Origin of the sequence: Collimonas arenae (assembly GCF_000786695.1) — a bacterium.
Taxonomy (GTDB): domain Bacteria; phylum Pseudomonadota; class Gammaproteobacteria; order Burkholderiales; family Burkholderiaceae_D; genus Collimonas; species Collimonas arenae_A.
Genome location: NZ_CP009962.1, coordinates 4,228,154 through 4,243,403, shown reverse-complemented (window position 1 = coordinate 4,243,403; position 15,250 = coordinate 4,228,154). Strand labels below are relative to the sequence as shown.

The 15,250-nt window shown below is 60.2% G+C and carries 2 protein-coding genes; both read left to right on the top strand.

Annotated elements, in window-relative coordinates:
* The first annotated feature begins 105 nt into the window (after nt 1-105).
* Complete coding sequence (locus tag LT85_RS27370; RefSeq protein ID WP_301280471.1) at nt 106-7,587, top strand: OmpA family protein; 7,482 nt, start codon at nt 106-108, stop codon at nt 7,585-7,587.
* Between the two features lie 170 nt (nt 7,588-7,757).
* The gene (locus LT85_RS18450; RefSeq protein WP_253273766.1) at nt 7,758-15,212 is read left to right on the top strand and encodes an Ig-like domain-containing protein; all 7,455 of its coding nucleotides are present in this window, start codon (nt 7,758-7,760) and stop codon (nt 15,210-15,212) included.
* Nucleotides 15,213-15,250 lie beyond the last annotated feature (38 nt).

Genomic DNA, 15,250 nt, shown 5'->3' with positions numbered 1-15,250 from the left:
AAAAGCTAAGTGTCAATAACGTTCAAAAATTTGCATTTAAATCCACGAAGGGTACTTGGCACGCTCGCACTGACGGCGGCTGGGTTGCTCTTCGGGACAAGTGCTGTGCCAGCGCAGGCTACGCCGGCGCCTGGCGGAACCGTGATTCGCAACGTTGCTACCGCTACCTACGTGCCGGCCGGATTTGCGCAAACCGAAACGGCCAGTTCGAACGGCGTGATCGCTAACGTTTTGCCGGTAGAGGCGCTGACGCTCACGCAAGACCAGAACGTTACTCGGCCACCGAATGTTGTGGTGAGTCTGAACCACTTACTCACCAACACCGGCAATGTACCGTCGAGCTACACCTTGAACTTTGTCAACAACGGTCCCGGCTGCGTTGCCGATACACTCGATTTGAGTAGCCTGCGCATCGTTCGCGACATGAATAACAATGGCGTGGTGGATGCGTCGGATTCAGTCATCGCGTTGGGCAGCGTCGGCGCATTGCAGCTTAAGCCGGGTGAAACCGCGTCGCTGATCGTGCAAGGCACCACACCATCGGTGGCCAGCGGCACAGCATGTCTCACCTTGTCCGCTACCACCGTATCGAAAGGGCAAAGCGCGGTTAACCATAATGTGGTGACGGTGGGTAACGTAGCGGTGATGTCGCTGATCAAATCGGCGTCCTATCCGAGCCTTGTGCAGCCGGGATCAACGGTCATCAACTTTGTCGTATCAGGCACCAACATCGGTTCGCAAGATGCGGCGCCTACGTCGACTGCCGTACCGGGTAGCAATACCATCATTGTCAACGGCGCGCCGAAAACCCTGGTGCTGCTGCGTGACCTGGTTCCTGCCGGAACGCAGTACATCGCAGGAAGCCTGCAAAGCACGGCACTGGGGGCGATCAGGCTGTTCCGGCTGCCGGGCGATCCGGCTTTCAGCTACCGCACCACCGATGACGCTTCGGCCATTGAAGTGGCCATCGGCATACCCGCTGTCGTGGCGCGCAATGCATCGATAGCGTTGCAGTTTTCTGCAAAGGTCAACCCCGACCAGACCGGCAACATCCTCAACAATGCGCAATCCTATTACAACGACGGCACGGCCTCCACGCAGTCGCTCTCGAACACCGTCGTTATCCCTGTCACGCCGGCTCGTATCGGCATTGCCAAGGCCGCATCCACGCCGCAAATCAACCTCAATGCCGCTGGCGTTCCCGATGGGACGGCCACCGTCCAGTTTAGCCTTCGCATCAAAAACTACGGCAGCACCTGGCTTTACGACGTGCAGGCGACAGATTTGCTGGAAGGTTCCGGCAGCACGCAATTTGGCAGCTACACGGCTTCTGCGGCGCCTGCGGTGAACCAGTACACTATCGTCCCGGGTTCGCTTGTCATGGCGAATAGCCAGGGCAATGCGGTCACCGGGACCGTGGCGGCGGCCAATCAGGCTTTTACCGGCGCGAGCGCCACAGCATCTGCACAAAACCTTCTTGCTCCCGGCGCCGTGTTGCCGGTTGGCGGCGAGTTCACGGTACAGTTCGCCATGCGCGTCAATCTGAGCGGACGTACCGGAACACTGCTTAACACGTCGCGTGCGCAGGCCGCGCTGGCTCCGGGGGCACCGCCTTCGGTGTTTGATGATTCTGTCAACGGTACCGACCCTGCTCCTGGCAGCGACGGCAATCCGAACAATTACAGTTCGCCCACACCCGTGTCGACCCAATTGCCGGTTCTCACCCTGGTGAAAACAGCTTCCTTGCCGCGTCGCGTGGCGCAGGGCGTCTACGACATCGACTATACCTTCGGCGTGACCAATTCAGGCACGGCGCCGGCGCCCTATGTACGGCTGATCGATAACCTGAACTGTACTTTCGATATGGATTTATCCACGGGATCGGTTGCGTCATGGCAGATAACTGCACCGCCCAAGGCGGCTAATGGTCTCCTGGCGCCGGCTGCCAGTTTCACCGGCAACGCCATCTGCAACCGTGCTGCCATCGCCAGCGCCAGTCCTTACAACCTGCCGACCGAAGCCGTACTGAGCCTGACCGACGGCAGCCGGGCATTGGCGCCAGCCCAAAGCGAACAAGTCACCTTCACGGTGCGCGTGACTGAAAAGCCGAATCTCTCAAGCAGCCGCGTGACAGTCAATAACAAGGGGTGGGCAGCAGCTTACTCCCAGAACACTATCAACCTCAACCCGTCAATGCTGGTGGCTGCGGCTTCGAGCACGGTGCAGTCGCTGCTGATGGACCCGCAAGGGACGATCTACAATGCCGTCACTCGCCAGCCGGTGGCTGGCGCACTGGTTACCTACACCCGTCAGTCCTGTACCAGCGGTTCCGCTACGCCGATCACCTCAGCGGAGATCTATGGCGGCGCGTCCGGTGTCTACACTTTCAATGCCAACGGTAGCGTATCAATGCAAACGGGAGGCGATGGCGCCTATTCGTTCTATCTGCAATCGCCGCCGGTGAACAGCATGTGCACCTACGTCATTTCCGTCACGCCGCCAGCGGGTAGCGGCTATGTGGTGCCGTCGCAGCTGATTCCTGCAACATCAGGCATTTATACCCAATGCGGAATGGTGGTTCCTGGCTCGGCGGTGCCGCAAAACGGCGATCCGACTACTTATTATTTTTCAGTACGGGCCGGTGTTAATCCGGCTACCGGGGCAATCTGCGATGCGGAACACGATGATATTCCAATGGATCCGGGCAATATCCAGGGACTGATCCTGAAGAAAGACGGCAGTAAAAGCCAGGCGGAGCTGGGTGATTTCGTCGACTATGCCTTGACCCTTACCAACAAGACCGGCGTTCCCGTTACCGGTGTCACGTTCAACGACGTGTTGCCGCCTGGCTTTGCTTATGTAGCGGGCAGTGCACGTCTCAACGGTGTAGCCAGTCCGGACCCGGCCGGCGGGGCAGGGCCGCATCTGGTGTTCAGCTATCCGAACCAGGCGCTTGCCGTGGATCAGGTTGTGATGGTGCGCTATCGCTTGCGCATCGGTGTTGGCGCGCCTACTTCGGGTGACGCGATCAATCGCGCCAATGCCAGCTCCGGCCCCTTGAAGTCGAACCAGGCTTCGTGGCGCGTGCATGTGAGCGGCGGCGTGTTCGCCGATGACGCTTATGCTTTCGGCAAGGTCTACATGGATTGCAAGCGTGACGGCATGCAAAGTGGCAGCGATGAGATCGGCGTTCCAGGCGTCCGGTTATACATGGAAGACGGTACCAATGTGGTGACCGATGTCGAAGGAAAATGGAGTCTTTATGGACTCAAGCCGATCACGCATGTGTTGCGTGTCGACGAAACCACCTTGCCGCCTGGGGCAAGACTGGCAGTGCTGGACAATCGCAACGCGAACAATCCAGCCAGCCGGTTCGTGGACCTGAAGAAGGGCGAATTCCACAAGGCAAATTTCATTATTCAAAATTGCGAAGCGCCTGGGGTGATGGACGACGTGATGGCGCGCCGCAAACTGGTGGCGAGCCGGCCGGATGCGGATGGCGAAGCTGCGGTGCGCGTGCGTCTTGATCCAACCGGAAAACCGGTTGCCGTCGGCGACACCCGTTCACTGCCGGCAGCCGGACAGATAGGAACTGGCGGCGCCACAGGCAGCACGGAGAGCGTGAGCCAGCCATTGATCCAGCTGCCTTCGGCGCCGGCCGGTGGCAGCAACTTCATCGGTAGCGTCGGTGGCGTCGGAACACTGAATGGCACGCTGGGCGACGCCCAGCAGGCAGGTGCGTTTGCGCCGCTGAGCGGCGTCGCGGGCGGCACCAGTGGCTTGTTGCCGGGTGGCGTCGGCAGCGGTGTGGGGACGATCGGCAGCAATGGGCCGAACAGCCACGGCACGACGCTGCAACCTGCTGCGCTGCCATTGCTGCCGCAAGCTGCGCCAACGGCCATCGAGCTGGAGACGCTTCTGCCGACGCTTGACAACAAGGCCGGCTTCATCGGTCTGAAAGACCACGATACTGTCGCTACACAAAGTATCAATGTCCGGGTCAAGGGACAGTCGGGCCTGAGTTTGCGCCTGACAGTCAATGGCGAGGCGATCGACGGCCGGCGCGTCGGCAAGAAGGCAGTGCTTGCGTCTAAGAATCTGGCTGCATGGGAATACATCGGCGTTGTGTTGAACCCAGGTGAAAACGCATTGCAGCTGGATCTCATCGACGAATTCGGCAACGCGCGCGGTACTGAGAAAATTACCGTCACTGCACCGGACAAGCTGGGGAAGATACAGATTGATGTACCTACGGATGCGCGCGCCGACCTGCGCACGCCGGTGCTCGTCAAAGTTCGCCTGACCGATGCGAACGGTGTGCCGGTGACTGCGCGCACCCAGCTCACGCTTGAATCTGATCGCGGCCGCTGGCTGGAGCAGGATCTGAACCATGACGAGCCTGGCACGCAAGTGTTCATGGACGGTGGCCAGGCCGAATTCCATCTGCTACCGCCGGGAGAGCCGGGCAGTGTGCGCATTCGCGTCTCGGCTGGCGCGTTCGTCAATGAAGTACGGCTGGCGTTGCTGCCTGCCATGCGTCCGATGATCGGGGTCGGGATTGTCGAGGCTACGCTGGATTTCTCCAATCGCGGACAACTGACATTGGGACAGATGCCGGCCGGTGCGGCTTTCGAAACCGAACTCTCCGGCATGGTCAGCAGCGATACGTCCGACACGCGGGCTGCGGGACGCGCCGCGTTCTATTTCAAGGGCGCGGTCAAGGGCGATTTCCTGCTCACTGCAGCTTATGATTCCGCCAAGACCGGTGACACCCCGTTGTTTCGCGACATCCAGCCCGACCAGTTCTATCCGGTCTACGGCGACTCCTCGGCGCGTGGCTTCGATGCGCAAAGCACGCAAAAACTGTATGTCCGAATTGATAAGAATCATTCTTACCTGTTGTATGGCGACTTCACTACAGCCAGTAGCGGCGAAGTGCGCCAGCTGAGCCAAAGCAACCGTACCCTGACGGGCCTCAAAGACGTCTACGAAACCGATAAGGTGCGCGCTACCTCGTATGCGTCGCGGACGTCGCAGACGCAGCAGATCCAGGAATTCCCGGCGCAAGGTATCTCCGGGCCTTATTATTTGTCGGCTGGCACCGGCGATTTGCTGACCAACAGCGCAATAGTCGAAATCCTGGTGCGTGACCGTAATCAGCCCAATACCGTGCTGCAAATTACACAGGTCACGCAGTTTGTCGATTACACCATTGAACCTTTGACGAAGCGTCTCTTGTTTACCCGGCCGATTTCCGCCGTGGATAGCAACCTGAATCCGCAATCTATCCGGGTTACTTACGAGATCGACAGTGGCGGTCCGAAATTCACTGTGGCTGGCACCGATGTGCAAGTCAAGGTGGGTGACAAGCTGCAAGTCGGTGTGGTCGCCAGTACCGATGAAAATCCGGACAACCGCCGCAAACTCGGCGCGCTGACAGCGATCGCGCGGGTAGGCTCCAATACGACGGTGGCCGGGGAACTGGTGAAGACCGATACCGATCTGAACGGCGAAGGTAAAGCCGGACGGATCGAGTTGCGTCACCAGGATGGTGATTTGGGTGTGGTTGCTCAATATGCCAGAACGACTGCAACTTTCGATAATCCGGGTTCCACTTTCAGCGCTGGCCAGACAGAAGCGGTTGCGCGCGCAGAATACAAGATCGACGACACCACGCATCTGCGCGGCGAAGCGATTTACAGCAAAAACGCGGCCACCCCGGGCGATATCGCAGGCACTGCAGTGAGCATCCAGAAAAAACTCAGCAACACCCTGGTCGGCGAAGCTGGCTTGCGCTATGGCCAGAACTCCAGTCCGACCGCCTCCATGTTCGACTATAACCAGGTGTCGAGCACCAACGGTGCGCTGGGTTCGGCCAATACTGCGAGCCCGGTGACTACCCTGGGGGCGGCAGCTGCGGGAACCGGAACCAACGAGAGCCTCACCACGGTCCGCGGTCGCCTCAGCTCGCAAGTACCTGGACTGCCTCAGGCGCAGGTGTTTGTCGAAGGCGAGCAGGATCTGGCGCACGGCGATCGCCACATGCTGGCCGTCGGCGGAAACTACGCCATCACCGACAAGACTCGTTTGTATGGCCGTTACGAGGTATTGTCCAATCTGGACGGTCCTTATACGGCGTCTAGCACCGACAGCCATAACGTCGCGGTCTTCGGCGTCGAGAGCAATTACATGGAAGGCGGCCGCGTCTACAACGAGTATCGCCTGGCGGACTCCCTGGATGGCCGCGCCGGCCAGGCCGCCGTCGGCGTGCGCAACACCTTCAAGGTATCCGAGCATGTGCGCGCGACGGCGGGCATAGAACGTACTACCTCTAGCGGAGCAAGCAGCCCGGGCATCGTCGGCCTGGGTAACGCAACCGCCATCGTGAGCGGCCTGGAATATCAGGGCGAGCGGGTCAAGGCCAGCGGTGTGCTCGAAGCACGCCAGGGCGACGACGCCAATACCCTCCTGTCAAGCGCCGGCTTCGGCTACAAGATTAACGATGACTGGAGTTTCCTGGCGCGCAGCATCATCAGTAACAGCAAAGGGCAGGGTACCAACAACGGCAACAACAGCTTCATGTCGCGCCAGCAGATCGGCGCAGCCTATCGCCCGGTCAACCAGGACGTATGGAATGCCTTGATGCGCTATGAACACAAGGTCCAACGCACCGATGGCACTGGCGCCACCACCGGTGCGATCACCGATATCTCCTTTGGCACCGGCACGCCGCTGCCAGGGGTCGACACGGCAGACATCATCTCTGCAAGTATCAATATCAATCCTCAACGCGGTACTTATATTACCGGCCGTTATGCGGGGAAGGTGTCGAGCACCGACGACGGCACGCTGAAGAGCACGTATTGGGCGCATTTGCTGCAAGGGCGCTATACCCGTGACCTCAACAAGGACTGGGACGTTGGCTTGCAAGCCGGCCTCATGTTTGGACAGGGCGGGTCTTTGCAAAAAACTGCCGGGATTGAAGTCGGTTACCTTCTGGCCAAGGACTTGTGGCTATCGGTTGGTTATAACGTGGTTGGCCTGAGCGACCGCGATCTGACTGCAGGGGAATACACCAGCAAGGGTGCTTACATCCGACTGCGCTTCAAGTTCGATGAGACCGCGCTGGGCTTTCCGTCAGCCGGTGCAGTATCCAAACCGGCTCCTGTACCAGCCGCTCCCGCACCCGAACCGGTCACTGCCGTGCCGGAGCCTGTTGAAGCTCCGCCGCCGGTCAAGACCACGTTTCAGTCAGAAACCTTGTTCGATTTCGGTAAAGCAGTCATCAAGCCGACTGCCCATGTCGCGCTGGACCAGTTTGCCGAACGCATTCGCAACGCGGACTACGAGGTGGTTGTCACCATAGGCCACACCGATTCGGTAGGCAGTGATAGCTATAACCAGAAACTTTCTGTGGAGCGGGCCGAAGCGGTACGTGCGTATCTCATCACCCAAGGCATCGACGCCTCGCGCATCAAGGCCGAAGGGCGTGGCGCAAACCAGCCGCTTGCCAGCAATGCCACGCCCGAAGGACGGGCGCAGAATCGCAGGGTCGAGATAGAAGTGACCGAAGGCGGCACGAAATGAACCAGGACATCATGCGTAACGCAAAGAAAATACCAGGCAGGGATTCCTTGCAGTTTTTGGCTGGCCTATCTCAAATTCTCTTTAACAAAGAGCATAGGGTAGCAAGCGGGTTCGGCGCTGATGTTACCCATCGGTTTTTTGGGGTTTTAGGCAAAATCATCTTGATCGTCATGCTCATGCTGATCATGACAGACGAGACTCACGCAGCCGCGACGACATGTACCCCTCAAGCGGGCTACAGCAATTGCGTAGCCTTCACCTACTCGGGAGGGACACAAACCTTCACGGTTCCGGCCGGGATCTCTTCAGTGAATGTAACGATGTGGGGTGCCGGCGGTGGCGGCTCGGCTCCGGCTGCGACTTTCTCGGGCGGCGGCGGCGCGGGCGGTTACGCCACTGGAAATGTGGCCGTAACGCCAGGTACGGGCATGGCGATCACCGTTGGCCAAGGTGGTGTGAACGGAGCAATGGCAGCAACCTATGGCAGAGGAGGAGGCGGAGGAGGCGGAGCCAACAATGCCAACAACCAGGCATCAACCGGTTCTTCAGGCGGCGGCATGAGCGCTCTGTGGGGAGGCGTCACCGAATTCGCTGCAGGAACCGCGCAAATGGTCGCTGGCGGTGGCGGCGGCAGCAACTTCTGGAATTCGATAGGGGCGGCTGGCACTTCCTTTGGCGGCGTTGCCGGCGGCGGAGGGGGAGCCAGCGGCGGTAGCAGTACCCTTGAGGGTGGCCAGGGAGGGACGCAGGCTGCCGGTGGCGCACTCGGTACTCCCGATGCAGGCACTGTAGCGTCGTCGTGCGCCGGCGGTACGGCGGGCAGTGCCTTCCAGGGCGGAACAGGATGTTCAGCCCCGGCGGGCTCAGGTACTCCTGCCCAATACGAGGGGGGCGGCGGTGGCGGCGGCGGTTTCTACGGTGGCGGTGGAGGGATGGCGCAGTGTACCAACACGCCAAATCCGCTGGTTGTAGGATGTTCCTGGAACGGTCCTGGCGGCGGCGGTTCTGGCTATCTTTCTGCATCGGTGTCAGGTGGAGTTCTTACTGCGGGTCCGAACGCAAATTACACCGGAGCGGTGAGTCCGCCCAATCCCGCTGCAACCAGCTCATTGTATCAATCCGGGGTTGGTGTAGGCGGAGCGTCTAGCTCGTCGACAGGATCAGCCGCAGGCAATGGTCTGGTTGTCATCCAGTTCAATGAGCTCACCTTGCAGCTGAAAAAAACATGGGCGGCCGGCGGCAATTCAGGCGATGTCGCCAGCATTGGAGCCACTACTGGCGGTAACAATCCCTTCACCCCGAACCCGAACAATACTTTCGCGTTCACGGCGACGGACGCCACCGCTGGCAGCAGTAATGTCGCAAGCATTGCAGTCGGCAATACCATCACCTTCCCGGCAGAAACCATGACCACGGGGAAGCTGACGAACTACAACACAGTCTTGTCCTGTACCGCCAACGGCGGCGCCACGGCTAATGTCTTGAGCGGTACTAACGGCCAGGTAACGAACACCCTGGTGATCGGAGTCGGTGATCTCGGCAAGGCCATCGTCTGTACTTATACCAACACACCGAAGTCGCCGGTGCTGACATTCCAGAAGGCGCTCGGCGGCAGCGGCCGTATTGCTGCGGCCGACCAGTTTGCGTTGTCCGGCACGGGTACCGGTGCGCCGGCTGCGACCAACACGACGGGTGCCGCCGCTGCGGTGACTTCGCCGGCGTACAGTTTTACCGGCACCGCAGGCACGGCCTACTCGCTCAACGAAGCCATGGCAGCAGGTAGCAGTTCGACGCTGGGCCAGTACAGCCAAAGCGTGGCTTGTACCAATGTCGGCGGCACGACCAGCGTGTCGGGTCTGACCAGCTTGCCGATCAACGTGACGCCAGTCATTGGCGATAACATCAGCTGTACGATTACCAACACGCCGAAGCCGGTAGTGCTGACGCTCAAGAAAGCATTAGGTGGAACCGGCCGTATTGCGGGAGCTGACCAGTTTGCGCTGTCCGGTACGGGTACCGGGGCGCCAGCCGCAACCAACACTACCGGTGCGGGTACATCCGTCACCTCGTCGGCATACAGTTTTACTGCGACAGCAGGTACGGCCTACACGCTCAACGAAGCGATGGCGGCGGGCAGCAGTTCGACGCTGGGCCAGTACAGCCAAAGCGCGGCTTGTACCAATGTTGGCGGCACGACGAACGTGTCGGGTCTGACCAACCTGCCGATCAATGTAACGCCAGTGCCAGGCGACAATATCAGCTGCACGATTACCAATACGCCGAAGCCGGTAGTTCTGACGCTCCAGAAGGCGCTGGGTGGCACTGGCCGTATTGCGGCCGCCGACCAGTTTGCGTTGTCCGGCACGGGTACCGGTGCGCCGGCTGCGGCCAACACGACGGGTACCGGCACCGCGGTGACCTCGCCGGCATACAGTTTCACCGGTACGGCAGGCACGGCTTACACGCTCAATGAAGCGATGGCGGCAGGTAGCAGCTCAGTACTGAGCCAATACAGCCAAAGCGTGGCTTGTACCAATGCTAGTGGCACGACCAATGTGTCGGGCCTGACCAGTCTGCCGATCAATGTAACGCCAGTGGCGGGCGACAATATCAGCTGCACGATTACCAACACGCCGAAATCGCCGGTGTTGACGCTCAAGAAAGCGTTGGGTGGCACTGGCCGTATTGTGGCGGCCGACCAGTTTGCGTTATCCGGTACAGGTAGTGGCGCGCCGGCTGCGATCAACACCACCGGTTCGGGCGCATCCATCACTTCGCCGGCGTACAGTTTTACCGCTACGGCAGGCACGGCCTACACGCTTAATGAAGCGATGGCGGCAGGCAGTAGTTCGGTATTGAGTCAGTACAGCCAAAGCGTGGCTTGTACCAATGTTGGCGGCACGACGAACGTGTCAGGCCTGACCAGCCTGCCGATTAATCTGACACCGGTCGCAGGCGACAATATCAGCTGCACGATTACCAATACGCCGAAGCCAGTTGTGCTGACGCTCCAAAAGGCATTGGGTGGCACTGGCCGTATTGCGGCGGCCGACCAGTTTGCGCTGTCTGGCACAGGTGCCGGCGCGCCTGCCGCGATCAATACGACGGGCACAGTCGCTGCAGTGACCTCACCGGCATACAGTTTCACCGGCACGGCAGGCACAGCTTACACGCTCAACGAAGCAATGGCGGCCGGCAGCAGTTCTGTATTGAGTCAGTACAGCCAAAGCGTGAGCTGTACCAATGCTGGCGGCACGACCAGCGTGGCAGGTTTGACCAGCCTGCCGATTAATGTGACGCCAGTCGCAGGCGACAATATCAGCTGTACGATTACCAACACACCGAAGCCGGCGGTGCTGACGCTCCAAAAGACGCTGGGCGGCAGCGGCCGTGTTGCTGCGGCCGACCAGTTCGCATTGTCCGGCACGGGCGCCGGCGCACCGGCTGCAACCAATACGACGGGTACTGCTGCTACAGTGACCTCGCCGGCGTACAGTTTCACCGGTACGGCAGGCACGGCTTACACGCTCAATGAAGCAATGGCGGCAGGTAGCAGTTCGGTACTGAGTCAGTACAGCCAAAGCGTGAGCTGTACCAATGCTGGCGGCACGACCAGCGTGGCAGGTTTGACCAGCCTGCCGATCAATGTAACGCCAAGGGCAGGCGACAACATCAGCTGTACGATTATCAATACGCCGAAACCGGTGGTGCTGACGCTCCAAAAGGCATTGGGTGGCAGCGGCCGTATTGCGGCCGCCGATCAGTTTGCGCTGTCCGGCACGGGAGCCGGCGCGCCGGCTGCAACCAATACGACGGGTACCGCCACCGCGGTGACCTCGCCGGCATACAGTTTCACCGGTACGGCAGGCGCGGCATACACGCTCAACGAAGCAATGGCGACGGGTAGCAGTTCGGTACTGGGTCAATACAGTCAAAGTGTGATTTGTACCAATGCTGGCGGCACGACCAATGTGTCAGGCCTGAGCAGTCTGCCAATCAATGTGACGCCAGTCGCAGGCGACAATATTAGCTGTACGATTACCAATACACCGAAACCGGTGGTGCTGACGCTCCAAAAGGCATTGGGCAGCACTGGGCGTATTGCGGCAGCCGACCAGTTTGCGTTGTCCGGTACAGGTACCGGCGCACCGGCGGCAACCAACACCACCGGTTCGGGCACATCCATCACTTCGCCGGCATACAGTTTTACCGCCACGGCAGGCACGGCCTACACGCTCAACGAAGCGATGGCGGCAGGCAGCAGTTCAGTGTTGAGCCAGTACAGCCAAAGCGTGGCTTGTACCAATGTCGGCGGCGTGACCAACGTGTCAGGCCTGACCAGCCTGCCGATCAATGTGACGCCAGTGGCGGGCGATAACATCAGCTGCACGATTACCAACACCATGAAGCCGGCGACCGTGCAGATCAGCAAGATCAGCCTGGGTGGGGCGAGCAGCTTCGACTTCACCGGCACCAACGGTATTACAGCGCAGACCATCACCACCAGCGTGGCGGGAACCCCGGTCAACGGGCCGGTCCAGGTTTTGACCGCGGCGGGCACGGCGACCAGCTTCGCCGAAACTTACACGCCAAGTAACGTGGTGCCCGACTATGTTATCTCCAGCGTCAGTTGCACCGGCATGGGCGCTGGCGGCACGGTCACACGAGGAGCCGCGCAGAACAAGAACCAGTTCACGCTGGACGCAGCGGCGACGGCGGCGGGTTCCAACATCGTTTGTACGGTCACCAACGCCAAGTCGCCGACCCTGCAAATGCGCAAGAACTGGGTCAATGCGGCCGTCAACGATTTCTTCCGCCTGACGGCGACAGGTGGCGGTGTGGCGAGCTTGGATCACAATGTCGCTTACAGCTACAATCTCGACGCGAGAGCCGCTACTCCGAACGAGACAGATGTCGGTGGAGCGCAAAAGGTGGCGGTGGGCGATACTGTCACCCTGTCGGAGTCGACCGCAGGTGTGGTCAATACCAGCACTTATGTGGCTAGCGCCTGGAGTTGCACCGGCGGCGGTGTCTTGAGCGGCAATACGCTGACTTTGAGCGCGGCGGATGCAGGCGCAGCCGTCATCTGTCAGATCACCAATACTGGAAAGACGCAGCTGACCATCAGCAAGGTGAGCCAAGGTGGCGTGGGCAGCTTCAGTTTCAGCGGGACTAACGGCATCACCGCGCAGACTCTGACCACCGCCACGGCCGGTACGCCGGTTAGCGGCCCGGTCCAGACGCTGACCACGTCGGGCGCGGTGACCGTTATCACCGAAGCGATTCCGAGCGGCTACGTGTTGACTGCAGCCAGCTGTACCGGCATGGGCTCCGGCGGCACCGCGACCGCCGACCTGGCCAACGGAAATCTGACACTGGACGCGGCCGCGACGGGATCTGGCAATAATCTCGCCTGTACTTTCACCAATACCAAGACGGCGACGGTCACGCTGGCAAAGAGCTGGTCGGGCGCGACTGCGGGCGACACGGTAAGCGTCACCGGTACCGGCCTGAGCACACTGACGTCGACCGCGACTGGCGTCAACAAGATCGACACCGGTACGGCCACAACCGTCCTGGTAGGCAGCGTTATCAACCTGGCCGAGGCTTTCACCAGCGGCATTGCCACCAGCTACAGCAGCGCAGTGGCTTGTACCGGCACCAGCGGCCTGTCGGGCAGTACCCTGACGGTGGGCGCAAGCGATACCGTCATCGTCTGCACCTACACCAATACCAAGAAGTCGGCGGACGCTAGCAACTCCGGCCTGCGCGTCGTGACGAACAACCAGCCTGCAAACGGTGTGGCGCAGGATGTGCTGGAAGCATTCATTCGTGACTCCAGCGGCAATCCGGTTGCAGGCGCCGTGGTCACTTTCGCGGCCACCCCCAGCGTGAATTTCGGCGCAGGCGTCGGCGTGGCCAGCACCTGTACGACGGTGGCGGCGGGTACCTGCTCGATCAATGCTACCACCCTTAATCCTGGAACCTACAGCACGACAGGGGTGAGCGTTGGCGGTGTAGCCCTGTCCGGCACGTTCACCGTGGCAGGCAACAATTACCTGCCTAGCCCGCAGCCTTACACCTTCGCCCCTACGGTGCCCAAGGTCCAGATCATCAAAACGACCACCAGCGGTAGCGGCAGCAATACCTTCAACTTCGGTCTAAGCGGTCTCAGTACCGGTACTGACACCATCACCGTGGTGGGCGCTGGCACTGCGAACGGCGCTTCGAATCTGACAGGACTTGCCGGGCAAGCGGCTAGCATCACCGAAACTTCACCAGCCGGCTGGCCCGCAAATCCTGTCAGCGCCAGTTGCGTTGATCTGGCCAGCAGCAACCCGACAGCTACTTTCGGCAGCTTGAACGGCAATCAGTTGAGCATTCCGGCGGCTAACATGGTGGCTGGCGCTAACATCCGCTGTACCTTTACCAATAGCTTCGCGTTCGGTGTCAGCGGCCGCGTTTTCCTGGACAACGGCGCCGGTGCGGGCACGCCCAACGACGGGCTGATCAATGGCGCTGAAACCGGTATCGCCGGAGTAAGCGTGACGCTGACCAATTGCGTCAGCAATGCAGCGATCAGTAGCGCAGTCACCGACGGCAGCGGCAACTACTCTTTGAGCGTACCGTTCTCGACCGCTGTGGGCGCAAGCTTGTGTGTCAACGAGACCAATAGCGGCATCCGTATCTCGACCGGCGCGTCGGTTGGCAGCACGCCGCTGCCTTCCGGGACGGCGACGGCCGCGGCCGGGGGGACTTACACCTACACGCGCAATGGCAAGCCTGACACTATTGCTTTCACATGGAACGGCAGCGGCAACAGCGGGCTGAATTTCGGCCAGGTGGATCCCAGCACTTTTGCCACCAGCGGCGCCAAGACCGGCCAGCCTGGGAGCACAGTGACTTACGCACACACTTTCACCGCCGGTACTGGTGGCAGTGTGAGCTTTCAGATTGCCAGTTCAATTGCGACGCCAACCATTAGCGGTTGGAGCGAAGTGATCTTTGCCGACCCAACCTGCTCCGGCAGCCTGCAGCCCGGTGCCGCCAAACTGTATCCGCCTTCTGTAGCCACGACGGTGACAGCAGGGCAGGCCGTGTGCATCATCGTGCAGGAGTTTGTTCCGGCCTCGGCGCAACAGGGCAACAGCAACGACGCCAAGGTGCAGGCTAACTTTACCTTCGCCAATGCGAACCCGGCGCTGAGTGCCAGCTACACCCTGGATGATGTGACCACGGTGTCGGATAACGCGCTCGATTTGAAGAAAGAGGTCAGGAACGTGACGCAGAGCGGTGCGTTTGGCATCAACAACCAGGCTAAGTCGGGTGAGGTGCTGGAGTACAGCATCACATACACGAACAACGGCACGGGTCCTATCAGTAATCTGCTGATAAACGACGCAACGCCACAGTTCACGACTTTTGTGGCGAGTACTACAGGTGCGACCCCCGCGACACTCACGGTATGCGTGAAGAACACGCCGGCCAATGAACCGCCTGCACCGACAGTGGCATGCAGCACGGCTCAGGCTGCGGGCGGAACCGGCCCATTGAATTGGAAATTTACGGGACCACTCGCACCGGGCGCCAGCGGAACAGTCCTGTTTTCGGTCAAGGTTAACTGATGGGGAATAGATATCAAGGTTCTATCAGCGGTGCGATA